The sequence below is a fragment of the Halomonas ramblicola genome (assembly GCF_030409215.1).
Taxonomy (GTDB): Bacteria; Pseudomonadota; Gammaproteobacteria; order Pseudomonadales; family Halomonadaceae; genus Halomonas; species Halomonas ramblicola.
The window spans coordinates 60,747-85,300 of the sequence record NZ_JAUFPL010000001.1; the positions used below are offsets into that span (position 1 = coordinate 60,747).

Genomic DNA, 24,554 nt, shown 5'->3' on the forward strand with positions numbered 1-24,554 from the left:
AGCGCCATGACCAGCCTCGCCCCCGATGCCGTTCGGCAGGACAACACCCTCGCCATCCTCGGCGCCCTTCGCGCCCGGGGGCCCATGGCTCGCGTCGATCTCGGCGCCGTGAACGGCATCAGCTCGGCCACGGTGACGGCGATCACCGCCGAGCTGCTGCGCCACGGCCTGGTCACCGAGCTGCCCGCCGAGCCCCACCGCCCCGGCGGACGGGGGCGTCCCAAGACGCTGATCCGCCTCGAGCCGGAGGCGGCCCGGGTGGTCTGCGTCAAGCTGTCGCTCAACGAGGTGCAGGTGGTGGTGGGCGACTTCACCGGCCAGGTGCGCCACGCCGAGACCCGCTCGCTGACCACCGCCAGCCTGACCCCCGAGGCGCTGTGCGACGTCCTCGAGGAGCGGGTCCGCGCGGCCGCCAGCGCCCTGCCGGGCGAGCCGCCGCGCCTGGGCGGCATCTGCCTCGCCGTGCAGGGCGTGGTGTCGCCGACCAGTGGCACCCTCGTCTGGTCGCCGGCGCTGCGCTTCCGCAACGCCCCGCTGGCCGCCCCCCTCGCCGAGCGCTTCGGCTGCCCGGTACTGCTGGAGAACGACGCCAACTGCATCGCCAGCATGCTGGCCCGCCAGCCGGCCTACGCCGACGCCCCCAACCTGGCGGTGATCATGCTGGGCTACGGCATCGGCATGTCGGTGCGGATCGAGGGCAAGCCGTTCCTCGGCACTGGCGGCTCGGCCGCCGAGATCGGCCACAGCAAGTTCGAGCCCGGCGGCGCCCTGTGCGCCTGCGGCCGGCGCGGCTGCATCGAGGCCTATGCCAGCGACTACGCCCTCTACCGCGAGGCCCATGCCCTGCTGCCGCTGCCGCCGGGCGACAGCGCCCATCCCTCGGAAGAGCAGATGCAGGCCCTGGTGCGTCTCGCCGAGCAGGGCGACCCCGTGGCCCGCCAGATCTACCACAAGGCGGGGCGCGCCCTGGGCTACGGCATCGCCAACGTGCTGGCCCTGTTCAACCCCGACCTGGTGCTGCTCACCGGCTCGGGGGTGCGCGGCTATGCGGCCATGCGGCCCGCCCTGGAGGCGGCCATCGACGAGGCCTTGGTCCCCGAGCTGGTGGGCGCGAGCCGCCTGGCCACCCACCACTGGGACCGCGACATGACCTGCCTCGGCGGCATCGGCATGATCCTGGAGGCCACCGACCCGGCGCTGCTGGCCGGCAAGCTGCAGGCCTGACACGACGACGCCCCCGCACCAGGGGGTGCGGGGGCGTCGTGCATGGAGCGGACGGCCGGGCGAACCCGGCGTCACTCAGGCCCGTTCGCGGCGGCGGATCGGCGCCTCGCCGTCGTCACGGCGGCGGCGCGGGGCGCGCTCGGGGGCGCCGCGATCCTCGCTGATCTCCAGCGGGCGGCCGGCGACCCGGGCGCGGGCCATCTTGGCCAGGATGCTGGACGGCAGGCTACTGGGCAGCTCGACCACGGAGAAGGCGTTGCGGATGTCGATGCGCCCGATGCGGTTGCCCTCGATGCCGCCCTCGTTGGCCAGGGCGCCGACCAGTTGGCCGGGCTTGACACCGTCCTTGTGGCCGACGGAGACGCGGTAGCGAATCATGCCCTCGCTGGGACCGCGCTCGCGGTTCGGCGGCTTGCCGTCACGCGGGGCACGCTCCTTGCGCGGCGCCTGCAGGCGACCGATGGGCGCCTCGTCGGCGCGGGCCAGGCGGGCGAAGGCGCAGGCCAGCTCGATGGGGTCGTAACCCTCGGCCACCAGGCGCTCCACCAGGGCACTCTGCTCCTCGGCACCGGCGGTCAGGGCGGCCACCACCTTGTGGTGGAAGACCTCGTCGCGGTGGGCGCGGATGGCGGCCTCGTCGGGCAGCGCCATCTCGGTCATCTTCTGGCCGGTGGCCTGCTCCATCCAGCCCACCTTGCGGCCCTCGCGGAAGCCGGCGAAGGTGATGGCGATGCCGGTACGCCCGGCGCGGCCGGTACGGCCGATGCGGTGGGTGTAGGCCTCGGCATCCTGGGGCAGGTCGTAGTTGATGACGTGGGTGAGGCGCGGCACGTCGAGGCCACGGGCGGCCACGTCGGTGGCGATCAGCACGTCGATCTTGCCGCGCTTGAGACGCTGGATGGTGCGCTCGCGCAGGCTCTGGTCGAGGTCGCCGGATAGACTGGCCACGTTCAGGCCTCGCGCGGACAGCTGTTCCATCAGGGTGGTGCAGGCGGCACGGGTGCGCACGAAGACGATGGCGCCGTCCACCGGCTCCACCTCGAGGATGCGTGCCAGCGCCTCCAGCTTGGCGCCGCCGTCGACGCGCACCAGGCGCTGCTCGATGTTCTCGCCGGTGGTGGTGCGCGATTCGATGGCCACCTTCACCGGGTCGACCAGGTAGCGGTTGACGATGCGCTCGATCTCGGCCGGCAGGGTGGCGGAGAAGAATACCCGCTGGGCGTCCTGGGGGGTGTCGGCGACCACGCGCTTGACGTCGTCGATGAAGCCCATGCGCAGCATCTCGTCGGCCTCGTCGAGCACCAGGGCATTCAGGCCCTCGAGCTTGAGGCTGCCGCGATCCAGGTGATCGATGACCCGGCCGGGGGTGCCCACCACCACCTGGGCGCCGCGCTTGAGCGCCTGCAGCTGGTCGCGGTATTCCATGCCGCCGCACAGGATGGCCACTTCCAGGCCCTGGAGGTTCTGGCCGTACTTGCTGAAGGAGACGGCCACCTGCTGGGCCAACTCGCGGGTCGGCGCCAGCACCAGCACCTGGGGTTCGCGGCGACTCAGGTCGAGGCGCGAGAGCAGCGGCAGGGCGAAGGCCGCGGTCTTGCCGGTACCGGTCTGGGCCTGGCCCAGCATGTCGCGCCCTTCCAGCAGGGCCGGGATGGTCTCGGCCTGGATGGGGGACGGGGTCTGGTAGCCCAGGGTCTCCACGGCGGAGAGAACGGCAGGCAGCAGGGCAAGATCGCCGAAACTCGGCGAGGCGACGGAGGAAGAGGTCATCAATCACACCTTGGTAGGCCGGGATCACCGGCAGAAATTCAATGGCGTCCCTGACGCATGGCATACGGTCAGGCGCGCTGCATCCGATCATGGGCAGCACGGGACATCGGAGTCGGGGACGCCGGTCGCACCTGGCATTGGATCCGCGCCATCGGCGATGGCGGCAAGGACCGCTGTGGCGACCGTCTGCGCCGATCTCGCCCGGGTGGCGGGATCTCGATGGCGCTCCATCTACACAATTCGAACGCGTGCGGTGCGACCTGTTCGTGGCCGGACCTGGCGTTGCGGCGCCCACACGGCCTGAGCGGCGGTGGCGTCGTACATGATGGTGGGGTCAACACATGCGAGGAGCGCGCATGCTACCATCGCCCCCTGCCCCTGGCCAGCCTTTTCGACGACCGCCTCCCCGTTTCCTCCAGGAGAACCGCCATGCCCACCCTCTGGGTCGATGCCGACGCCTGCCCCAAGGCGGCCCGCGAGATCATCGTGCGCGCCGCCGAGCGCACCGCAACCCCGGCCTGCTTCGTGGCCAACCATGCGGTGCCGCTGCCGCGCTCGAAGTGGGTGAAGGCGCTGTCGGTGAGCCACGGCTTCGACGCCGCCGACGACGAGATCGTCGAACGCATCGCCGCCGGCGACCTCTTGATCACCTCGGACCTGCCGCTGGCCATGGCGGCCATCGAGCGCCAGGCGGCGGTGATGACCACCCGCGGCGAGGCGCTCGACGCCAACAACATCCGCGCGCGGGTGCAGATGCGGGATTTCATGGAAACCATGCGCGCCAGCGGCGAGCACACCGGCGGGCCCAAGGGCTACTCCGACGGCGACCGGCGGGAGTTCGCCAATGCGCTGGATAGATGGCTAGCGAAAAACGCCTGATCCATGCCGCATCTGCACCCGGGTGCAGATGCGGCTGATACAAGATCCGCATGGAAACCATGCGCGCCAGCGGCGAGCACACCGGCGGGCCGAAAGGTTATTCCGACGGCGACCGGCGGGAGTTCGCCAATGCGCTGGATCGGTGGCTGGCGAAGAAGAGATAAGGCGACCCCGCCAGGCGCCTGACGGCGCCAGTCGCGCAGCGGAGCTGCCCTCTTACGACTTGACCATCGACGCCTGGCAACCCCGCCCCTACCTACTCCCCACGCTGACGCTGGAAGCGCTGGATCGCGCGGCGCTGCTTCTTGTCGGGGCGCTTGATCGGGTGCTGCATGGCCTGGTTGGTGAGGCGGCGCGCCTCGGCCTCGCGCTCGCGGCGCGCGACGCTCTCCGGGGTCTCCTGGTAGAGGGCGCGGGCCTCGGGGGCGCCGCGGCGCTGCTCGGAGAGCGCCAGCACCTCCACCTCCCAAATGTCCCAGCCCTGGGGCACGCGGACGATGGCGCCCACCTCCACGGCCTTGCTGGTCTTGGCCCGGGCGCCGTTGTAGTGGACCTTGCCCCCCTCGATGGCCTTCTTGGCGAGCCCCCGGGTCTTGAAGAACCGCGCGGCCCACAGCCACTTGTCGAGGCGCACGCTATCCATGGACGCCGCCCTCCTCCGCCTCGGGCGCCAGCGGCGGTTCGTTGCCGGGGAGGATGGCCGCGAAGCGCTGGAGGGCGATGAACTCCTCCAGCTCGCGCTCGGGCTTGGTGCTGTCGGGCTGCTGGATGCCCAGCAGGTAGCGGATGCCGAATTCCCGGGCGCTCTCCAGCACCCGCGGGTTGTCGTCGATGAACAGGGTGCGGGCGGGGTCGAAGTCCTCCACCTCCTGGAGGGCGAACCAGAACTCCTGGTCCTCCTTGGGCACGCCGAGGTCCGCCGAGGAGACGATGGCGTCCACGTACTCCTCCAGCCCGGTGAGCGGCAGCTTGAGCTCGAGGCTCTCGCGGTCGGCGTTGGTGGCCAGTACCACCCGCGGGTGGGCCTGCTTGAGCCACTTCAGGAAGTCCAGGGCATCGCCGCGCAGGCCGATGAGGTGCTGGATCTCGCGCTTCAGCGCCACGATGTCCAGGTCCAGCTCGCGGCTCCAGTAGGCCAGGCTGTACCAGTTCAGGGTGCCCTGCTCGTGGAGCACGCGCGAGCGCACCGCCTCCTGGGTGGCCTCGTCGAGTTGGTGCAGCTCCACGTAGCGCCGCGGCAGGTGTTCCAGCCAGAAGTGGCTGTCGAAGTGGAGGTCCAGCAGGGTGCCGTCCATGTCCAGCAGGACGGTGTCGATGGCGCGCCAGTCGATCATCGCGATTCCCGGGTCGTGGCTTGCGGTAGGTGATATTGTATCAGGCGCCGCCACTTTCCAGGAAACGGAGCTCCGTCATGTCCTCGCCCAGCTGGCCCCAGAAACCCCAGGTGCTCGACCGCCGCTCGGTGGCCAGGAGCCGCCTCTTTCATGTGGAGGCCCTCGACCTGCGCTTCTCCAACGGCGCGGAGCGCACCTTCGAGCGCCTCACCGGCAGCGACCAGGGCGCGGTGATGATCGTCGCCATGCCGGACCCCGAGCACGTGCTGCTGATTCGCGAGTACGCCGCGGGCTTCGAGGACTATGTGCTGACCCTGCCCAAGGGCCTGGTGGACCCCGGCGAGGATATCGTCGGTGCCGCCAATCGCGAGCTGATGGAAGAGTGCGGCTTCGGGGCGAGCCGCATCGAGCCGCTGGTGGAGCTGTCGCTGGCCCCCAACTACATGCGCCACCGCATGCAGGTACTGCTGGCCAGCGAGCTCTACCCGAGACGCCTGCCGGGCGACGAGCCGGAGCCACTGATCGTCGAGACCCACGCCATCGACGAACTGCCCGCCCTGCTCGCCCGGGAGGACTTCCATGAGGCGCGGGCCATCGCCGCCCTCTACATCGCCCGGGAGCGGTTGCGCGCGGAGGCCGACCCGCCTCGGGTGTGGTAATCGCCGACGCCCCCGGACGGCGGCGTCGTCACGCAGGCGGGCTCAGCGTATGCCGTGCAGCCGCCTCAGGTTGCTGTTGCCTTCCTTCAGGCGCACCCAGCGTCCCTGGCGATAGCTGTCACGGCCGGCCTCGAGCAGGGTCATGATGTCCACGCCGTCCTCACCGGAGACCGGCGGCTGTCCGCCCTTGAGCAGCAGCGCCTCGGTGATGCGAGCGTAATACGCCGGATAGTCGCCCGGTACCGAAGGGTACTCGCGGGTGACCAAGTCGGGGCTTTCGTCGGTCCCCTCGTTGAGGGTGAGCCAGCCCGGCTCGGGATCCACGCCCCAGTCATCGTACGGCTCGAGCCCTTGCTTCAACCAGGCTTCCTGGGGATCGAGCCCGTAGGTCGAATAGCTGCCCTGCGTCCCGTGCAGCAGGAAGCGCGGGCTGGGTTCCGCGACCAGGGTACTGGCCTGCAGGGTCACCCGCAGCCGGTCGTACTCGAGCATGGCGACGAATTCGTCATCGACCTGGGAACCATCCCGCACCGTGCCCTGCTCCAGCAGGATGGCCCGCGGCATGCCGAACAGCTCCCGAGCCTGATCCAGCAGATGGGGGCCCAGGTCATACCAGATGCCGCCACCGGGCTTGTTGCGTTCACGCCAGCGATCGGTGACCCGGGGCCGATAACGATCGAAGCGCGAGGTGAAGGACACCAGCCGCCCCAGATGGCCCTCGTCGAGCAACTGGCGCACGGTGAGGAAGTCGCTGTCCCAGCGGCGATTCTGGAACACGCTGAGCATCAGTTCGGAGCGGTCGGCCTGGGCCCTGAGCGTACGCGCCTCGGACAGCGACACCGTCATCGGCTTGTCGATCACCACGTGCTTGCCGGCGGTCAGCGCCGCCTTGGCCATGGGAAAGTGCTGTTCGTTGGGCGTGGCGATGACCACCAGGTCGATGAGGCGATCCTCGAGCAACTCGCTGAGGTTGTCGACCACCTCCACCTCGGGCCAATCGGCCAATACCTTGTCGCGATTGGAACTGACTACCGTCATCAGTTCCAGCCTGGGAGCCGCCTTGATCAAAGGGGCATGAAACGTCTTGGCGGCCATGCCGTAGCCGACCAGGCCCACGTTCAGGGTCTGCGTCTTCATAGGAAATCCGTCTGCTTGCTTCACATCCATGACTCGCAGACCGGTATTCTCCGGCCTGCGAATCCCTTGTCAGGAAGGTAAGGATGAAGAACTCGAGACGATTAATCGAGCTTAACTTGCCTTGATGCAGTGCCGAGACACCGGCCGCTTGCCGACTCAGTCGAGCTTGGTGAGGTCGCGCACCGCGCCCTTGTCGGCGGAGGTGGCGAGCAGCGCATAGGCCTTGAGCGCCGCCGAGACCCTGCGGTCGCGCTGGATGCTCGGCTTCCAGGCGTGTGCGCCCTTCGCCTCCATGCTCTCGCGTCGCTTGGCCAGCTCCGCGTCGCTAAGCTTGACGTTGATCGCCCGGTTGGGGATATCGATCTGGATGATGTCGCCCGGCTCCACCAGGCCGATGGCGCCGCCGGCGGCGGCCTCCGGGGAGACGTGGCCGATGGACAGCCCCGAGGTGCCGCCGGAGAAGCGCCCGTCGGTGAGCAGTGCGCAGGCCTTGCCCAGCCCCTTGGACTTGAGATAGGAGGTCGGGTAGAGCATCTCCTGCATGCCCGGGCCGCCCTTGGGGCCCTCGTAGCGGATAACCACCACGTCGCCCTCCTTCACCTGGCCCCCCAGGATGTGCTCCACCGCCTGGTCCTGGGACTCCACCACATGGGCCGGGCCCTCGAAGACCAGGATCGACTCGTCGACGCCGGCGCTCTTCACCACGCAGCCATCCTCGGCGATGTTGCCCTTGAGCACGGCCAGGCCGCCCTCCCGGGAGAAGGCGTGCTCCAGGTCGCGGATGCAGCCGGTGGCGCGGTCGCCGTCGAGGCTCGGCCAGCGGGCGCTCTGGGAGAAGGCGGTCTGGGTGGGGATGCCGCCGGGGCCGGCCTTGAAGAACTCCACCACCTCGGGGCCGGGCGAGCGCATGATGTCCCACTCGTCCAGCGCCGCCTCGAGGCTGTCGCCGTAGACGGTGGGCACCCGGGTGTCGAGGACCCCGGCGCGGTCCAGCTCGCCGAGGATGGCCATGATGCCGCCGGCGCGGTGCACGTCCTCGATATGGTACTTCTGGGTGTTGGGCGCCACCTTGCACAGCTGCGGCACCTCCCGCGACAGGCGGTCGATGTCGGTCATGTCGAAGTCGACCCCGGCCTCCTGGGCGGCGGCCAGCAGGTGCAGGATGGTATTGGTGGAGCCGCCCATGGCGATGTCCAGGGTCATGGCGTTCTTGAACGCCGCCTTGGCGCCGATGGCCCGGGGCAGCAGGTGGGCCTCCTCGCCTTCGTAGTAACGCTTGGCCAGCTCGACGATGCGGTGACCGGCGGTCTCGAACAGGCGGCGGCGGTCGGCGTGGGTGGCCACCACGGTGCCATTGCCCGGCAGCGCCAGGCCCAGGGCTTCCATCAGGCAGTTCATGGAGTTGGCGGTGAACATGCCCGAGCAGGAGCCGCAGGTAGGACAGGCGCTGCGCTCGACTTCCGCCAGGGTGGCGTCGTCGACGCTGTCGTCGGCGGCCATCACCATGGCGTCCACCAGGTCGAGGCCGTGGTCGAGCAGCTTGGTCTTGCCGGCCTCCATGGGCCCGCCGGAGACGAAGATCACCGGAATGTTCAGGCGCATGGCGGCCATCAGCATTCCGGGGGTGATCTTGTCGCAGTTGGAGATGCACACCAGGGCGTCGGCGCAGTGGGCGTTGACCATGTACTCGACGCTGTCGGCGATCAGGTCGCGGCTGGGCAGCGAGTAGAGCATGCCGTCGTGGCCCATGGCGATGCCGTCGTCCACGGCGATGGTGTTGAACTCCTTGGCCACCCCGCCGGCCTTCTCGATCTCCCGGGCCACCAGCTGCCCCATGTCCTTCAGGTGCACGTGGCCGGGCACGAACTGGGTGAAGGAGTTGGCCACGGCGATGATCGGCTTGTGGAAGTCGTCGTCCTGCATGCCGGTGGCGCGCCACAGGGCGCGGGCGCCGGCCATGTTACGACCGGCGGTGGTGGTGCGGGAGCGATACTCGGGCATGGTGTCCTCTTCTCATTGCGGCCGCCCTGTCGCGCGGGCGGCTCGGGTGTCCAGTCGAACCCGAGATTCTGGCACGCGCGGCACGGCCTTGCCAGACGCCGAGCGCCTAACCGAACACCACCTTGGCGACATCCTTGTAGCGCCTGGCGAAGTGCACCGTGACCCCCGCCTTGAGGTAGTCGGGCAGTTCGTCGTAGTCGCGGCGGTTGGCCTCGGGCAGGATCACCTCGAAGATGTCGCTGCGCCGGGCGGCGATCACCTTCTCGCGGATGCCGCCCACCGGCAGCACCTGGCCGGTCAGGGTCAGCTCGCCGGTCATCGCCAGCGGCCGGTCGATGGCCTGGTGCCGGGCCAGCGAGAGCAGCGCCGTGGCCATGGTCACCCCCGCCGAGGGGCCGTCCTTGGGCGTGGCGCCCTCCGGCACGTGCAGGTGCACGAAGGCGGAGTCGAAGAAGTCGGCGTCGGCGCCGTATTCGCTGAGGTGGCCCAGGGCGAAGCTGTAGGCGATGTTGGCCGACTCCTGCATCACCTCGCCGAGCTTGCCGGTGAGCTTGAAGCCGCGGGTCAGGGAATGCACCTTGGTGGCCTCGATGGGCAGGGTGGCGCCGCCCATGGCGGTCCAGGCCAGGCCGGTGACCACGCCCTCGCCCTCGAGCACCTGCTCCTTGCGGAAGATCGGCGCGCCGAGGAAGTCCTCCAGGTTGTTCACCGAGACCTTCACCGACTGCTGGCCGTTCTCCAGCAGCTTGACGGCCGCCTTGCGCACGATGCTATGCAGCTGCTTCTCGAGCTGGCGCACCCCGGCCTCGCGGGCATAGCCCTCGATCACCTGGCGCAGCGCCGCCTCGGTGAGGTTGATGCGCTTCTTGGCGATGTTGTCGCGCTTGAGCAGCTTGGGCCACAGGTGGTGCTTGGCGATGGCCACCTTCTCCTCGGCGATGTAGCCGGAGAGGCGGATCTGCTCCATGCGGTCGAGCAGCGCCGGGGGGATCGAATCCAGGGTGTTGGCGGTACACACGAAGAGCACCTTGGAGAGGTCCAGACGCACGTCCAGGTAATGGTCGAGGAAGTCGATGTTCTGCTCCGGGTCGAGCACCTCGAGCAGCGCCGAGGCGGGGTCACCCTGGAAGGACTGGCCCATCTTGTCGACCTCGTCGAGCATGATCACCGGGTTCTCGACCTCGACCTCCTTGAAGGCCTGCACCAGCTTGCCGGGCATGGCGCCGATGTAGGTGCGCCGGTGGCCCTTGATCTCCGCCTCGTCGCGCATGCCGCCCACCGAGAAGCGGTAGAACTGGCGCCCCAGGGCCTCGGCGATGGAGCGGCCGACGGAGGTCTTGCCCACCCCCGGGGGGCCCACCAGCAGCAGGATGGAGCCGCCCACGTCGCCCTTGAAGGTGCCCTCGGCGAGGAACTCGACGATGCGCTCCTTCACATCCGCCAGGCCGTCGTGGTCGCGGTCGAGCACCTGGCGGGCATGGGCCAGGTCGAGCTGGTCCTGGCTGCGCACGCCCCAGGGCATGCTGGTCAGCCAGTCCAGGTAGTTGCGGGTGGTGCCGTACTCCGGCGAGCCGGTCTCCAGTACCGAGAGCTTGTCGAGCTCCTCCTCGATGCGGGTCAGCACCTTGGGCGGCACCACCAGTCCCTCGAGACGCTCGCGGAAGGTGTCGACGTCGTTCTCGCGGTCGTCCTTGGAGATGCCCAGCTCGCGCTGGATCACCTTGAGCTGCTCGCGCAGGAAGAACTCGCGCTGGCGCTCCTGCATCTGGGCGTTGACCTGGTCGCTGATCTCGCTCTGCAGCTGGGCGACCTCGATCTCCTTGCGCAGCAGCGGCAGCACCTTCTGCATGCGGGCGAGCACCGGCAGGGTGGCCAGCACGTCCTGCAGTTCGTGGCCCTTGGCCGAGGTGATGGCCGCGGCGAAGTCGGTGAGCGGCCCCGGCTCATGGGGACTGAAGCGGTTGAGGTAGTGCTTGAGCTCCTCACCGTAGAGCGGGTTGATCGGCAGCAGCTCCTTGATGCCGTTGATCAGCGACATGGCATAGGCGCGCGCCTCGTCCGCCTCGGCGTCGACCGGCTCGCGGGGATAGCTCACCTCCACCAGGTAGGGCGGCTCCTTGGAGAGCCAGCGCTGGATGTGGAAGCGCTGCAGGCCCTGGGCGATGAACTGGAGCTGCTGATCCTCGCCCTGCAGCTTGTGCACCTTCACGGCGGTGCCGATCTCGGGGAAGTCGTCGTGGCTCAGGCCCTCCACCGCCGCCTCACCGACGAAGGCCAGGCCCACCACGTGGTGGGGCGTGTTGCCCACCCGGCGGATGGTCTCCTCCCAGCGCTCGCGGTTGATCACCAGCGGCTGCACCTGGGCGGGGAAGAAGGGTCGGTTATGGATGGGCAGCAGGTAGATGCGCTCGGGCAGCGTGTCACGGGCCGGCACCACGGCATGCTGGCCCTCGGTGGCCTCGTCGTCGAGAGAGAAGGTCTCGCCCTCGTCCCGGGCCTCGTCGAACCACGCCGAAGCGTCCGGGTCGTAGCGGTGATCCTGGTCGTCGGTCATGAAATCTCGTCCTGATCCAAGCGGGTTGGGCGTAAGCCGTTGGGCACAGGAATGCGGGCGATGCACGCCGAGTTCAAGTCGACGGGCGACTTTCCGGCCCTGCAACCTAGCGCCAGAGCGGCGGCAGGGGGCGGCCATTGACCCGCACCCGGCCGCGCACCACGTCGATCTCGAGCTCCCGGGTATCCAGCGGCTGGCCCAGCCACAGCGCCACCACGGTGGGTACGTCGTGCCAGGTGAAGTCGCCATCCAGGCGGGTCAGCCACCTGGCCTGCTCGGCCTCCTCGTCGAGGCGTGCCACGTTGAGCTCGTCGAGGCGACGGGGATCGAAGATCAGGGCCCCCTCGCCCCGGGCCGAGAGGCCCAGCATAGGGCTGTCCAGGTCGACCGCGGTGACGTCCAGGCGCGGGGAGTCGTGCAGCATGGCCAGCAGCTCCGGTTCGAGGCGCTCGACCAATTCGCGGGGCGTCTGCCGATGGGCCTGCATGACCTCCTCGCGCAGGCGCCGCAGGGCGGCCCGCAGGGCATCGGCGTGGATCCGCGACAGCTCCATGGCCACCTTGCCGGTGAGCAGCACCTGCTCGGCCGCCATGACCCGCCCCAGGGTCAGCTCGCCGTCGAGGCGCAGCTCGCGGTCGTCCAGCTGCATGTGGCTGCGGTAGAGCAGCTCGCTGCCTTCCAGCTCGAGATCGGGCTGGCGCCAGGCCAGGCTGTCGAGGCGCAGCAGGTCGTGCTGGGTGAAGTGGTAGGCGCCTTCGGTGTAGGCGTAGCGGCTCTCCAGGGTGGCGGGCCCCGCCTCCAGGCTGGCGACGCCGTCGGTGAGCCGCCAGGGCTGCAGGCGCGCGCGCAGCCACCAGTCACCGTACTCGCCGCCGAAGGTGATCTTCCCGCCCTGGAAGTCGAGCTCGCGGAGGCCCTGGCTGACCAGGAAGGGCGAGAGCCGTACATCGCCCTCCAGGCTGCCTCCCAGGGTCTGGTAGCGGGCCTGCCAGTGCGGCGCCCGGGACGGCAGGGCATCGCCGAACAGCCGCACCTGGTGGGGTCCCAGGGTGGGGTGTGCCTGGCCGTCGACCCGGGTGCTGAGCACGCCGTGGCGCGCCCGGTAGGGCACGACCAGCTGCCAGCCGTCACCCAGCAGCGGCGAGATGCGCACCGTGCCGGAGGAGGCGAGCCAGCCCCGCTCCACCTCGCTGCGCTCCACCACCAGCTCGCCGCGCGCCTCCAGGTCCTCCAGGGCGCGGGCGAGTTCGCGCTCGAAGAGCAGCGAGGCGATGTACTGGGCCACCGCCCAGAGCAGCGCCAGTCCCACCACCACCGGGACGATCAGTCGTTCCTTGCGCATTGCGGCCCCCTTCCATGCGACGCCCGGGCGGCACCCCGGGGTGCCCTCCATGCACGACCTAGTGTAGCCAGAACCAGAGGTGCATGATGCTCCAGGCGTAGATGCCCGCCAGGACGTCGTCGATCATGATTCCGAAGCCGCCGGCGACGTGCCGATCCGCCCAGCGGATGGGAAACGGCTTGATCACGTCGAAGACCCGGAACACCACGAAGCCCCACAGCGCCGCCTCCCAGGAGAAGGGCACCGCGGCCATGGTGATCCAGTAGCCGACGAACTCGTCCCAGACGATGCCGGAGTGGTCATGGACGCCCAGGTCCTGAGAGGTCTTCTCGCAGAGCCAGACGCCCCACACGAAGGCCACCACGATGACGCCCCAGTACCAGGAGAGCGGCAGCTCGGAGAGCAGCCAGTAGAAGGGAATCGCGGCCAGGGTGCCGAAGGTGCCGGGCGCGAAGGGCACCGCCCCGCTGCCCAGGCCGAAGGCCAGGTAGTGGATGGGGCGATGCCAGACGCTGGACGGTGCGCGGTTCATGGCGCCCCTCCCCCGGCGACCTCGCCTCCGAAGTGCTGCCAACCCGCGCGCCGGGCCCCGGCGACGCCGCGCAGGCCGGGCTCGGCCTCCAGCCGGCCGATCACCGTCAGCGGCAGGCCGAGCGCGGCCAGGCGCCGTTGCGCCTCGTCCAGGTGCTCGGGCGCCACGCATGCCAGCAGCTCATAGTCGTCGCCGCCGGTCAGCGCCGCCTGTCGTGCGACCGCTTCGCCCTGGGCCGCCACCAGGCCCTCGGCCAGCGGCAGGGCCTCGGGGTCGAGGCGCGCCCCGACGCCGGAACGCTCCAGGATGTGCCCCAGGTCGGCGACCAGGCCGTCGGAGACGTCGATGGCCGCCCTGGCCAGCCCGGCCAGGGCCTCGCCGGCGGCCAGCCGCGGCTGCGGGCGCAGGTAGCGGGCGATGAGCGGGTGCTCGAGGTCGCGCTCGCCGCGGCGCCACAGTGCCAGGCCGCCGGCACCGCCGCCCAGCTCACCGGTGACCGCGACGAGATCGCCGGGTCGAGCGCCACCGCGGGTCAGGGCGGCCTCGGGGGCCACCTCGCCCATCACGGTCACGCCGATGGCCAACTGGCCGCGGGTCACGTCGCCACCGGCCAGGGCGGTACCGGTGGCGTCGCACAGGGCGCGGAAGCCCTGCGCGAAGGCATCGACCCAGGCGTCGTCGACCTCCTCCAGGGCCAGCGCCATCAGGCACCAGCGGGCCTTGGCGCCCATCGCGGCCAGGTCGCTGAGGCTCACCGCCAGGGCACGATGACCGATGGCCGTCGCCGGTGCCTCCGGCGGGAAGTGCACACCGGCCACCGAGGTGTCGACGCTCACCGCCAGCCGCCGCCCGGGAGTCGGGGCAAGCAGTGCACCGTCATCCCCCACGCCCAGCGCCACGCCGGCCTCGGGACCGGGCGTCGGCGGCGTGAAGTAGCGGGCGATGAGGTCGAATTCGCTCTGCATCCGGGGCCCCTTCAGCGGCGGCGGGCGGTCACTTCGGCGCTGCGCAGACGCCCGGCGAGCTTGTCGAGGATGCCGTTGACGTACTTGTGGCCCTCGGTAGCACCGAAGGCCTTGGCCAGCTCGACGCCTTCGTTGATCACCACCCGGTACGGCACCTCCAGGCGGCGCGAGAGTTCGTAGGCGCCCAGGCGCAGGATGGCCCGCTCGATGGCGTCCAGTTCCTCCAGGCGACGGTCGAGCAGCGGGGCGATGGCGGCATCCAGGTCGGGCTGGAAGCGGGCCACGTTGTGCACCAGCTCATGGAAGAGCGCCAGATCGGCGATCTCCATCACCTTGTGCCAGTTCTCGTGGTCCTCCAGATCGTCGTCGGCCACCTGGCTGCGGAATTCGGCCTCCACGGTGGTCATCGACTTGCCGGTCATCTGCCACTGGTAGAGGCACTGCACCGCCAGCTCGCGGGCGGCGCGGCGCGCCTGTTGGGCCTTGGAAGGAGTACGCTCACGCTCGCGGCTCATGCCTCACCCCCGGCGTCGCCCAGGCGGCGCAGCAACGAGACCATCTCCATGGCCGCCATGGCCGCCTCGGCACCCTTGTTGCCGGCCTTGGTGCCGGAACGCTCGATGGCCTGCTCGATGGAGTTGACGGTGAGCACGCCGTTGGCGATGGGGGTGTCGAACTCCAGTTGCAGGTTGCCCAGGGCGGCGTTGCAGCCGCCGGCCACGTATTCGAAGTGGGGAGTGCCGCCGCGGATCACCGCGCCCAGCGCGATCACCGCCTCGGGACGCACCGCCTTGAGCACGCGCTTGACTGCCAGGGGCAGCTCCCAGGCGCCGGGCACGTGGACGATGTCGATGTGCTCGGCGTCGACGCCGTGGCGCACCAGGCTGTCCACCGCGCCCTCCACCAGGCTGTCCACCACGTGGTGGTTGAAGCGGCCCACCACGATGACGTAGTGGGCATCCACGTCGACGAAGCTGCCTTCCACTTGAGAAATGGGTTCCATGTCGGTTTCCTGCTGAGGCTAACGGGCACAGCGGAGCCGCGCCCGGTGTTGATCGGGGGTCGTCGTCACTCGCCGGCGGCATCGCCGGCCGCGGCCGGGACGTCCCCGGGGTTGAGGCGTTCGACCACCTCCAGGTCGAAGCCGGAGAGCGCCGAGAACTTCCAGGGCGAGCTGAGCAGGCGCATCTGGCCCACGCCCAGATGGCGCAGGATCTGCGAGCCGGTGCCGATGGTCAGGTAGTTGCCGGCGCCGTCGGAATCGCTGGTACGCGGCGCCCGCTTGCGCTCCAGGAAGACGTCGAGGTGATCGCGCAGATCGAGACGCGGCCGGCCGTCATCGAGCAGCACGAAGACGCCGCGTTCGGCGCGGGCCACCTCGGCGACGGCCTGGTGGGAAGTCCAGGTGGCATTCTCGCCCTTCTGCAGGCAGAGCAGGTCACGCATGGCATCGGCCAGGTGCACGCGTACCGTGGTCGGGACGTCGGGGCTCGGCCGCCCCTTGACCAGCGCCAGGTGGTGGGCGCCCTGGATGCTGTCGCGGAAGACGTGCAGGGTCAGCTCGCCGAAGGCGGTGTGCACCGGCGAGGCCTCCACGTGCTCCACGGTCTGCTCGTTGTGGATGCGGTAGTGGATCAGGTCGGCGATGGTGCCCATCCTGATGCCGTGCTCGGCGGCGAAGCGCTCGAGCTCGGGGCGCCGCGCCATGCTGCCGTCGTCGTTCATGATCTCGCAGATCACGCCGCTGGGCTCCAGGCCGGCCAACGCCGCCATGTCGCAGGCCGCTTCGGTGTGGCCGGCGCGGCGCAGCACGCCGCCCGGCTCCGCCATCAGCGGGAAGATGTGCCCCGGCTGGACGATGTCCTCGGGCTTGGCGTCGCGGGCCACCGCGGCCTGCACGGTGCGCGCGCGGTCGGCGGCGGAGATGCCGGTGGTGACGCCCTCGGCGGCCTCGATGGACAGCGTGAACTTGGTCGAGAAGCCGGAGCCGTTGTCGGTGACCATCAACGGCAGCCTGAGTCGCTCGCAGCGGGACCGGGTCATGGGCAGGCAGATCAGGCCACGGGCATGGCGGGCCATGAAGTTGATGTGCTCGGCCTGCACCATCTCGGCGGCCATGATGATGTCGCCCTCGTTCTCGCGATCCTCATCGTCCATGAGGATCACCATCTTGCCCTGACGGATGTCCTCGATCAGGTCCTCGATGGGGGCCAGGCCCCCGGCAGTGGCGTGCACCATGAGATCTCCACAAATTCAGCGTGGCGGGCGTCGCGGGAAGGCGACGGGCGCGTCTTCCTCGGGCGTCGCCCCGCCTCGAAACGGCGTCAGGGTACCGTGGCATGGCGCCAGGCGCCAGTTCGAAGCGCCCGGCTGGATGTGTCGCCCCTGGATCAGGCCCCGGGCGCCGTGCGACGCAGCGGACGGGCGGTGATGCGCCAGTCGTGGCCCACGGCGCGGATATCGAGGATCTCCAGCGGGCGCTGCTGGGCCATGGTCTCGATGCCGGCGAGCTGGAACAGCGGCCGGGCGTCGCCACCCAGCAGGGTCGGCGCCACGAACAGCTGCATCTCGTCCACCAGGCCGGCATCGAGCATCGCGCCGGCGAGCGTCGCACCGGTCTCCAGCAGCACCTCGTTGACCTGCTCCACCTCGGCCAGGTGGCGCAACAGGGCGTGGAGGTCGACGCGGCCGTCGGCGCCGACGGGCAGCGCCAGCACCTCCGCCCCGGCGGCCGCCAGGCGCTCGCGCCGCTCCGGGTCATGCCCCTCGACGGTGGCTACCAGGGTACGGCCCGGTTCCACCAGGCAGGCCGCCGCCTCGGGCAGGCGCAGGTGGGTGTCCACCACCACCCGCAGCGGCTGGCGGGCCGCGATGGCCTCGGCGTCGGCCAGCTCGAGCTGGTCGGGGCGCACGGTGAGTCGCGAGTTGTCGAAGATCACCGACTCCACGCCGGTGAGCACGGCGCTCGAGCGCGCCCGCAGGCGCTGCACCTCGCGTCGCGCCTGGGGCCCGGTGATCCACTGCGACTCGCCGGAACGCATGGCGGTGCGGCCGTCGAGGCTCATGGCCATCTTGAGGCGCACGAAGGGGCGGCCGTGGTCCATGCGCAGGATGAAGCCGGGATTCAGTGCCCGGGCCCGCTCCTCGAGTAGGCCGACCTCCACCGTGATGCCGGCGTCGCGCAGCATGGCGATACCGCGGCCGGCCACCGCCGGGTTGGGGTCGGCCATGGCCACCACCACCCGGGCCACCCCGGCCTCGATCAGCGCCACCGCGCAGGGGCCGGTGCGCCCCTGGTGGGAACAGGGCTCCAGGGTGACATAGGCGGTCGCGCCGCGGGCCGCCTCGCCGGCGGCACGCAGGGCGTGCACCTCGGCGTGGGGTTCGCCGGCACGCGCGTGGAAGCCCTCGCCCACCGCGCAACCGTCCTTGACCAGCACGCAGCCCACGCGGGGATTGGGATGGGTGGTATAGAGGCCGCGTCGGGCCAGCTCGAGGGCCCGGGCCATCCAGGCTTCGGGGGTCGGTTCGGCCATGGGGTGCTCCGGGTGGATCGGGTCAGCGCTCGGGCTCGTCGGGCAGGAAGTTCGGTTCCTGGGCCAGGCGATCGATCTCGGCGCGGAATTCGTCGATGTCCTGGAAGCGGCGGTAGACCGAGGCGAAACGGATGTAGGCCACCTGATCCAGGCCACGCAGGGCGTACATGACTTCCTCGCCGATGTCACGGGCGTGGATCTCGCGGTCGCCGCGGGCGCGCAGGGACTGGCGGATGCGCTGCACCCCCGCCTCGATCGCCTCGGCGCTGACCGGGCGTTTCTCCAGGGCGCGCAGTATGCCGGCGCGCAACTTGTGCTCGTTGAACGCCTCGCGGGAGCCGTCGCCCTTGATCACCCGCGGCATCACCAACTCGGCGGTCTCGTAGGTGGTGAAGCGCTCGCCACAGGCCACGCACTGGCGGCGGCGGCGCACCTGATCGCCCTCGGCGACCAGCCGCGAGTCGGTGACCTTGGTGTCATTGGTGCCGCAGAAGGGGCAATGCATGGAGGGTTCCAGGAGTCGACGTGACGATGAACGTTGGGGCATTGTAACGGGTCGGAGAGTCGGCGCCCACCTCGCGGCGCCCGCCTTGCGGCCCGCGGCGCGGCCGTCACCCCACCAGGAGCCCCCATGCGCAACCGTCGTACCCCCCTGCTCGCCAGCCTGCTGATGCTCTCCCCCGTCGCCCTGGCCGACGACCACTGGCCGGCCCCGGTGAAGGCCCTCAGCGAGCAGGGACTGACCATCCACGGCGAGTTCGAGGCCCCCGGCGGGCTGACCGGCTACGGCGCCAGCCACTCCGGCGGCGAGGTAGCGATCTACCTGCTCCCGGACGGCGAGCACGCCATCGTCGGTACCCTGGTGGACGCCGCAGGCGAGGACCTCTCCGCGGCCGCCCTGGACGAACACGTGCGCGCCGAACGCTTCGCCGAGGTGTGGCGGGAGCTGGAGGATAGCCACTGGATCGCCGACGGCGATCCCGATGCCGAGCGCATCCTCTATACCTTCACCGACCCCAACTGCCCCTACTGCCGCCGGTTCTGGCAGGACACCCGGCCCTGGGTGGAGGCCGGCGAGGTGCAGTTGCGGCATATCATGGTGGGCATCCTCGAGTCGGACAGCCCCGCCAAGGCGGCCTCCCTGCTCGGCGCCGAGGATCCGGCGGCGGCGCTGCGCGCCCACAGCGGCCCTGGGGAGGAGATCGAGGCCGGCCCCCAGCCGCGCGAGATCGAGGAGCGGGTCTACGCCAACAACCAGCTGTTCGACTCGCTGGGCTTCGTGGCCACCCCCACCACCCTCTACCGCGACGGCGACCGGGTGGAGCGCCTCCAGGGGGTGCCCGAGCCGGAGGCGCTGAAAGAGGCCATGGGCGGCCCCGCGCCCTGAACGGTCGAGACCGTGCGCCCGGCGATGGTGACGAAGGCCAGCCTCAGAACCTGTCGATCGGCACCTTGAGGTAGACCTGACCGTTGTCCTCCGCGGGAGGCAGCTCGCCGGCGCGCATATTGACCTGCACCGAAGGGATGATCAGCCGTGGCATGCCGAGGGTGGCGTCGCGTTCGGTGCGCATCCTGACGAATGCCTCCTCGCCGATGCCCTCGTGGACGTGGACGTTGTGGGCGCGCTGCTCGGCCACGGTGGTCTCGTGCTGATACTCCTCGCGCCCCGGCGCCTTGTAGTCGTGGCACAGGAAGAGGCGCGTCTCGTCCGGCAGCGCCAGCACCTTCTGGATGGAGCGATAGAGGGTGCGCGCATCGCCGCCGGGGAAGTCGCAGCGGGCGGTGCCGTAGTCGGGCATGAACAGGGTGTCGCCGACGAAGGCGGCATCGCCGATCACGTAGGTCAGGCAGGCCGGGGTGTGTCCCGGGGTATGCAGCACCCGCCCTCCCAGGTTGCCGATGGCGAAGGTATCGCCCTCCTCGAAGAGGCGGTCGAACTGGCTGCCGTCCCGGGCGAACTCGGTACCGGCGTTGAAGGCCTTGCCGAAGATCTCCTGGACCTCGACGATCCGGGCGCCGATGCCGGTCAGCCCGCCCAGCTTCTCTTGCAGGTAGGGCGCGGCGGAGAGGTGGTCGGCGTGGACATGGGTCTCGAGGATCCACGCTACCTCGAGCCCCTCGTCGCGGACGAGGGCGATGATCTCGTCGGCGGAGCGCACATCGGTGCGCCCGGCGGCATAGTCGAAGTCGAGCACCGAATCGAGAATGGCGCAGGCATTGCTCTCGGGGGCCTGCACCACATAGCTGAAGGTGTTGGTGGGCTCGTCGAAGAAGGGGGTGACGATCGGGCTGGACATGTCAACGACCTCCGTGACGATCGTGCTCTGCTGGATGGTCACAGCATAGCCGATACAATATTATAACGATATATCAATTATTTATATTTTAGCCCGCGCCTACAACTCGATGCTCTCACCATAGGCCGGAATCTCCGCCTGGATGTCGCTCTCGGCCAGGGCTCGCTGCAGGGCCTGCTGGGCACCGGGCTCGCCATGCACCAGATAGAAGCGCGGCCGGTGGCGGAAGGCCCCGGCCCAGCCGATCAGTTGGGCCTGGCCGGCATGGGCAGAGAAGCCGCCGAGGGTGTGCACCCTGGCCTTCACGGCGAGCTCCTGTCCGAACACACGGATGCGCTCGGCGCCGTCGACGATCTGGCGCCCCAGGGTACCGGCGGCCTGAAAGCCGACGATCACCAGCCGGGTGCTGGGCCGTTCCAGGTTGTAGCGGAAGTGGTGGACGATGCGGCCGCCGTCACACATCCCGGCGCCGGCGATGATGATCGCCCCGCCATGGATGCGGTTGATGGCCATCGACTCCTCCACCGTTCGCGTCAGGCGCAGCACCGGCAGGTAGCGGTCGGGATCGCCGCTGGCGGCCACGTTCAGCACCTTGAGGTCCTCGGGGTTCAGCGACTTGCGGGCACGGCGGTAGAGTTCGGTGACCCGGATCGCCATGGGGCTGTCGAGGAACACCATCTGCTGGCGCAGCCGGCCCTCGTGGTAGAGCACCCCGAGGTGATAGAGGATCTCCTGGCTCCGCCCCACCGCGAAGGCGGGAATCAGCACATTACCGCCATCGGCATGGGCCGCCTCCAGCACCCGGGCGAACTCCTCGATGGTCTCCTCCAGCGGACGGTGGTCGCGATCACCGTAGGTGCTCTCCATCAGCACCAGGTCGGCATCGAAGAGCTTCTCGGGATCCTTCATCAGCACCGAGCCGGGGTTGCCGAGGTCGCCGGAGAACACCAGCCGCTTCTGCTGGCCCCCGGAGGGAATGGTGAGCTCGACGATGGCCGAGCCCAGGATATGCCCGGCCTCCCGGAACACCAGGGTGGCGCCGCCGGGCAACTCGCTGGGCCGGCCATAGGAGTGCGACTCGCAGAGCGCCAGGGTCTGCTCCACGTCCCCGGGCTCGTAGAGCGGCTCCACCGTCGGCTTGCCGGCCTTGTGGCGCCACTTGTTCTCCCACTCGAGGTCCTTGGCCATGACGAAGGCCGCGTCCTGCAGCAGGATCTCCAACAGGTCGCGGGTGCCACGGGTGCAGTGGATGGGCCCGCGGTACCCTTCGCGCACCAGCTTGGGCAGCAGGCCCGAGTGGTCCAGATGAGCGTGGGACAGCACCACCGCCTCGAGCTGCGTCGCCAGGGCACCGAAGGGCCGGGCGTTGAGCCGATCGGCATCGGGGCCGCCCTGATGCAGCCCGCACTCCAGCAACAGGCGGTGCGGGCCCTTGTCACCGTCCACCGCGATCAGGTAGCGGGACCCGGTGACCTCGCCCACGGCTCCCTGGAAGGTCAATGTCGACATGCTGGCATCCCCCTGGCGGCCACACCGGCTTCTGCCATCAGCATAATGGAGACATCGCTACCGAGCCTCCTTCCCGTGCCGCCCCCCTTCCTTTTCATTACCGGTTGCCGATGCATCACCGCGGGTGATCATCTATAAAAATCTTGTCAGTTACCCGGCATCCTTTTACTCTATTTTCGTCTATCATCTATCGGCGCTCCGGCGCCTCAATCGAGAGCCATTCAGGATGCAAGACAGCCCCACACTCGTACTGGTCATGGGCGTATCCGGATCGGGAAAATCCTTCATCGGCGAGCGCGTCGCCGAGGCCTTGAAGGCCGATTTCATCGATGCCGATGACCATCACAGCCCCACCAGCATCGCCAAGATGTCACGCGGCGACCCCCTCAACGACGGCGACCGGGAAGGCTGGCTCGCCACCCTGGCCGACTTCTACCGGGACCACCGCCGGCGGGAGCGTCCGCTGGTCATCGGCTGCTCGGCATTGAAGCGCCGTTACCGCGACAAGTTGCGCCAGGGCGCCCCCGACCTGAAGATCCTCTACCTGCACGGCAGCCGCGAGCTTCTCCTGGACCGACTGCGTGGCCGGAAGGGGCACTTCTTCCAGGGTGATCATATGCTGGATAGTCAGCTCGGCGACCTGGAGCCTCCCGGTGACGATGAGGCGATTCGCGTGGATGTCGCCCTGCCTCCTGAGGATATCGTCACGGAATTCCTGCGCCGAATCGAATCCTGAATCGCACCACTCCCGGGCAGGAAAAGGCAGTAAAGAGACATCGAAAAAGGGAGGCCGCCGGCCCAAGCCATTTACCTTAAGTGTGGCTGGCCAGTGCTAACGGGCTAACAATGAAGGGCCAGTGGTTACTCCACTGGCCCTTTCTCGTATGTGGCTGTGAACCAGACACCTACAACAAGACCACGCCAAATGTGAATGATAGTCATTAGCATTTGATGCTTTTTGGCAGCTCCTCTTGACAGTCCTCCATAGTTACTCCAGAGTTACTCTGTACAACAGAGGAATAGCTGATGACTACTCAGAAAATGGTAACCATTGAGGTAAACGCCGATACGTTCCAAAGGCTTCAGCAGCTTGCTAAGCCTTTTACCGACAGCCCCGATTGTGTGATCTCCAGGCTAATCGACTATTATCAATCTAATAGAAAGCTTAGCAATGAGAGTGAGTGCCAATATTACGTCACCAAAGATGGTATAAAACTTCCTTACGGTGAAATCGCGGGGACCTATAAGCCAAGGGGGAGCGAAGAGGGGTTCGATCTAAAAGGTCGTATTTGTGAAGCAGGCATAGAATTCGAGGGTGTGGTGTTTGATGAGCCCTCACCAGCCGCGAATTATGCAAAAAAATCTGTAGGGGCGAGTGAATCAGCTGCCAGCACAAACGGTTGGACCTTTTGGAAATATATAGATCCCAAAACTGGAAGGCGCATGTCCCTGGATGAATATCGCAAGAAACTAGACTTGAAAAATCTAACTCTTGAAGATCTGGGGCTCTGATATGAACGACAACCAAAAAGAAGTGCTAGTATTTACGGGCATAGCTCTTCTTTTAATGCTTATCTTTCCACCATTCCATGCCCAGCTATCTGGCGGGGTTTCAGTCGGTCATGGATATGGTTTTATACTCAACCCTCCAAGAAGAGGGGCGAGAATAGACGTAGGAATATTGCTAATCCAATGGTTTTTTGTAGCTAGCATTGGGGGGCTGGCGTATAGATATTTCAAAGATTAGAAGCATCTATTCATACTTGCCGTAGTAAATTATCTTTTCAACGGCTACTGGCCCTTTTGCCAGCCCAAATCGCATTGCTGGAGTTTTCTTGTCGCTCCCTTTGATACAGAAGTTGTAGTACACTCTGAATATTTCACCCAGCTTGATATACATATCAGGCCTATAGGCCGAGTAAAGGTACCATACCCTTCTGTTATTTGCGCCCGATGACATAGGGCGCTCAAACATTGACACAGAGCGCCTGGCCTTCATAAAGAACCTGTCGACTGCATTCAAAGAGCCACGGTTATATAGATTTGCAACATGGGTCTTGTCATATTTTTCCATGGGGGTAATGGCCGCCATCATCCTTTCTGGCTCGGACATCGTAGCCAAGGGATGCGTTATCCAGTTCTCCGGTGATCCTTTTATTCTGGTTGGATACTCAAGGAGGTCGCAAATCATCAGGCGCACAGTAGCGTGCAGCGCGTCATCAGTGAGCGCCTTCACGCTTGTCCCTGCATACCGTGCAATGCTGCGCAGTGAGGCCATGCGCCTCCTTTCCTTTTCATCCACTGTGAACTCTTTGGCACCTTTAAGCATAAACCCATCCGACACCCCCTTGGCAATCTCCTCTCGAAATGCAGATATATAGGACATCTTCATGCCACTATCAACATCCATATAAAACCGAGTCTTTCCAACATTGGAAAACAGGTCCTTGAGGAAATAAAAATGCGCAAGCATGGTGTACTCGTTATGAACAAGCGCTCCTCTCGCTGGAACATTTGTCGTGCTGTCATAAAACTCTGAGGAACCACTTTTATTCAAGGCACTGTCGATGTTTAGCTTTAAGGAAACATCCTCCATCAACCCTTTCCCTGTAACCTTTTCAAACGCCGCCACTGGAACTGGATCACGGGATGCGAATTCACTGGGAAGCCAGATCCTTGCATACTTCCTATGGTGTTTAGGCTCTAGAGAGTCGGCGGTCTCAAGTTCCAAGCGCAACGCTATTGAAGGGTGCTCGGTCCACCGACGGATTTCTTGAGCACCTCGGCGTAAACTTCCAGCGGCGTTCGCCAGTCC

General features: G+C 67.7%; 25 protein-coding genes. 8 read left to right on the top strand and 17 right to left on the bottom strand.

Features of this window, described 5'->3' with window-relative positions:
• Positions 1-6 precede the first annotated feature (6 nt).
• Positions 7-1,224, top strand: coding sequence for an ROK family transcriptional regulator (locus QWY80_RS00270; protein WP_290228667.1), 1,218 nt, complete (start codon positions 7-9; stop codon positions 1,222-1,224).
• Between the two features lie 75 nt (positions 1,225-1,299).
• Here the strand turns inward: QWY80_RS00270 and QWY80_RS00275 are convergent, their stop codons facing one another.
• On the bottom strand, positions 1,300-2,994 hold the full coding sequence (locus QWY80_RS00275) for a DEAD/DEAH box helicase (RefSeq protein ID WP_290228668.1): 1,695 nt from the start codon (positions 2,992-2,994) through the stop codon (positions 1,300-1,302).
• Positions 2,995-3,423: 429 nt separating this feature from the next.
• Between QWY80_RS00275 and QWY80_RS00280 the strand changes: the two genes are divergently transcribed.
• Together QWY80_RS00280 and QWY80_RS00285 are read left to right on the top strand one after the other, a co-directional pair.
• Positions 3,424-3,873 carry a YaiI/YqxD family protein gene (locus tag QWY80_RS00280; RefSeq protein WP_290228669.1) on the top strand — a complete coding sequence of 150 codons (450 nt, stop codon included), beginning with the start codon at positions 3,424-3,426 and terminating at the stop codon, positions 3,871-3,873.
• Between the two features lie 50 nt (positions 3,874-3,923).
• Positions 3,924-4,037, top strand: a complete 114-nt coding sequence (locus tag QWY80_RS00285; RefSeq protein WP_435389185.1) for a DUF188 domain-containing protein — start codon at positions 3,924-3,926, stop codon at positions 4,035-4,037.
• A gap of 92 nt (positions 4,038-4,129) precedes the next feature.
• On the opposite strand, the gene hslR is transcribed toward QWY80_RS00285, so the two are convergent.
• The gene (gene hslR / locus QWY80_RS00290) at positions 4,130-4,516 is read right to left on the bottom strand and encodes a ribosome-associated heat shock protein Hsp15 (protein WP_290228670.1); all 387 of its coding nucleotides are present in this window, start codon (positions 4,514-4,516) and stop codon (positions 4,130-4,132) included.
• On the bottom strand, positions 4,509-5,207 hold the full coding sequence (gene yrfG, locus QWY80_RS00295) for a GMP/IMP nucleotidase (RefSeq protein ID WP_290228671.1): 699 nt from the start codon (positions 5,205-5,207) through the stop codon (positions 4,509-4,511). Before yrfG ends, hslR begins: the two co-directional genes overlap by 8 nt.
• Before the next feature lie 77 nt (positions 5,208-5,284).
• Between yrfG and nudE the strand changes: the two genes are divergently transcribed.
• Positions 5,285-5,866: an ADP compounds hydrolase NudE gene (gene nudE / locus QWY80_RS00300; protein ID WP_290228672.1), complete on the top strand. Its 582-nt coding sequence runs from the start codon at positions 5,285-5,287 to the stop codon at positions 5,864-5,866.
• A 42-nt stretch (positions 5,867-5,908) separates the two neighbouring features.
• On the opposite strand, the gene QWY80_RS00305 is transcribed toward nudE, so the two are convergent.
• The 11 genes from QWY80_RS00305 to nrdR all read right to left on the bottom strand — a co-directional run bounded on the left by QWY80_RS00305 (position 5,909) and on the right by nrdR (position 18,438).
• Positions 5,909-7,003 (bottom strand): oxidoreductase, encoded by a 1,095-nt coding sequence (locus QWY80_RS00305; RefSeq protein WP_290228673.1) that lies wholly within the window; start codon positions 7,001-7,003, stop codon positions 5,909-5,911.
• Between the two features lie 156 nt (positions 7,004-7,159).
• Positions 7,160-9,004, bottom strand: coding sequence for a dihydroxy-acid dehydratase (ilvD, locus tag QWY80_RS00310; RefSeq protein WP_290228674.1), 1,845 nt, complete (start codon positions 9,002-9,004; stop codon positions 7,160-7,162).
• Positions 9,005-9,110: 106 nt separating this feature from the next.
• Positions 9,111-11,558 (bottom strand): endopeptidase La, encoded by a 2,448-nt coding sequence (gene lon / locus QWY80_RS00315; protein WP_290228675.1) that lies wholly within the window; start codon positions 11,556-11,558, stop codon positions 9,111-9,113.
• Between the two features lie 106 nt (positions 11,559-11,664).
• Complete coding sequence (locus QWY80_RS00320) at positions 11,665-12,900, bottom strand: DUF945 family protein (RefSeq protein WP_290228676.1); 1,236 nt, start codon at positions 12,898-12,900, stop codon at positions 11,665-11,667.
• 58 nt (positions 12,901-12,958) lie between these two features.
• Positions 12,959-13,432, bottom strand: a complete 474-nt coding sequence (locus QWY80_RS00325) for a phosphatidylglycerophosphatase A family protein (RefSeq protein ID WP_290228677.1) — start codon at positions 13,430-13,432, stop codon at positions 12,959-12,961.
• Complete coding sequence (gene thiL, locus QWY80_RS00330; RefSeq protein WP_290228678.1) at positions 13,429-14,397, bottom strand: thiamine-phosphate kinase; 969 nt, start codon at positions 14,395-14,397, stop codon at positions 13,429-13,431. The genes QWY80_RS00325 and thiL overlap by 4 nt, the downstream gene beginning before the upstream one ends.
• A gap of 11 nt (positions 14,398-14,408) precedes the next feature.
• Positions 14,409-14,912, bottom strand: coding sequence for a transcription antitermination factor NusB (nusB, locus tag QWY80_RS00335; protein WP_290228679.1), 504 nt, complete (start codon positions 14,910-14,912; stop codon positions 14,409-14,411).
• Positions 14,909-15,400: a 6,7-dimethyl-8-ribityllumazine synthase gene (ribH, locus tag QWY80_RS00340; RefSeq protein WP_290228680.1), complete on the bottom strand. Its 492-nt coding sequence runs from the start codon at positions 15,398-15,400 to the stop codon at positions 14,909-14,911. The genes nusB and ribH overlap by 4 nt, the downstream gene beginning before the upstream one ends.
• Positions 15,401-15,465: 65 nt before the next feature.
• Positions 15,466-16,635: a bifunctional 3,4-dihydroxy-2-butanone-4-phosphate synthase/GTP cyclohydrolase II gene (gene ribBA, locus QWY80_RS00345; protein WP_290228681.1), complete on the bottom strand. Its 1,170-nt coding sequence runs from the start codon at positions 16,633-16,635 to the stop codon at positions 15,466-15,468.
• Between the two features lie 152 nt (positions 16,636-16,787).
• Positions 16,788-17,933 (bottom strand): bifunctional diaminohydroxyphosphoribosylaminopyrimidine deaminase/5-amino-6-(5-phosphoribosylamino)uracil reductase RibD, encoded by a 1,146-nt coding sequence (gene ribD / locus QWY80_RS00350; protein ID WP_290228682.1) that lies wholly within the window; start codon positions 17,931-17,933, stop codon positions 16,788-16,790.
• A gap of 22 nt (positions 17,934-17,955) precedes the next feature.
• A complete protein-coding gene (nrdR, locus tag QWY80_RS00355) occupies positions 17,956-18,438 on the bottom strand; it encodes a transcriptional regulator NrdR (RefSeq protein ID WP_290228683.1) in 483 nt (160 codons plus the stop codon).
• A 126-nt stretch (positions 18,439-18,564) separates the two neighbouring features.
• On the opposite strand from nrdR, the gene dsbG reads away from it, so the two are divergent.
• The gene (gene dsbG, locus QWY80_RS00360; RefSeq protein WP_290228684.1) at positions 18,565-19,320 is read left to right on the top strand and encodes a thiol:disulfide interchange protein DsbG; all 756 of its coding nucleotides are present in this window, start codon (positions 18,565-18,567) and stop codon (positions 19,318-19,320) included.
• A 43-nt stretch (positions 19,321-19,363) separates the two neighbouring features.
• Here dsbG and QWY80_RS00365 read toward each other — a convergent pair whose 3' ends face one another.
• Positions 19,364-20,230 (bottom strand): MBL fold metallo-hydrolase, encoded by an 867-nt coding sequence (locus QWY80_RS00365; protein WP_290228685.1) that lies wholly within the window; start codon positions 20,228-20,230, stop codon positions 19,364-19,366.
• A 99-nt stretch (positions 20,231-20,329) separates the two neighbouring features.
• Positions 20,330-21,739 carry an MBL fold metallo-hydrolase RNA specificity domain-containing protein gene (locus tag QWY80_RS00370; RefSeq protein ID WP_290228686.1) on the bottom strand — a complete coding sequence of 470 codons (1,410 nt, stop codon included), beginning with the start codon at positions 21,737-21,739 and terminating at the stop codon, positions 20,330-20,332.
• A 124-nt stretch (positions 21,740-21,863) separates the two neighbouring features.
• On the opposite strand from QWY80_RS00370, the gene QWY80_RS00375 reads away from it, so the two are divergent.
• From QWY80_RS00375 to QWY80_RS00385, 3 genes are all read left to right on the top strand, one after another.
• Positions 21,864-22,475, top strand: coding sequence for a gluconokinase (locus QWY80_RS00375; RefSeq protein WP_353960428.1), 612 nt, complete (start codon positions 21,864-21,866; stop codon positions 22,473-22,475).
• Between the two features lie 290 nt (positions 22,476-22,765).
• Complete coding sequence (locus QWY80_RS00380) at positions 22,766-23,251, top strand: hypothetical protein (RefSeq protein ID WP_290228687.1); 486 nt, start codon at positions 22,766-22,768, stop codon at positions 23,249-23,251.
• A 1-nt stretch (position 23,252) separates the two neighbouring features.
• On the top strand, positions 23,253-23,486 hold the full coding sequence (locus QWY80_RS00385; RefSeq protein ID WP_290228688.1) for a hypothetical protein: 234 nt from the start codon (positions 23,253-23,255) through the stop codon (positions 23,484-23,486).
• Between the two features lie 6 nt (positions 23,487-23,492).
• Here the strand turns inward: QWY80_RS00385 and QWY80_RS00390 are convergent.
• The coding region (locus QWY80_RS00390) for a hypothetical protein (RefSeq protein WP_290228689.1) at positions 23,493-24,554 on the bottom strand (1,062 nt) is incomplete at its 5' end.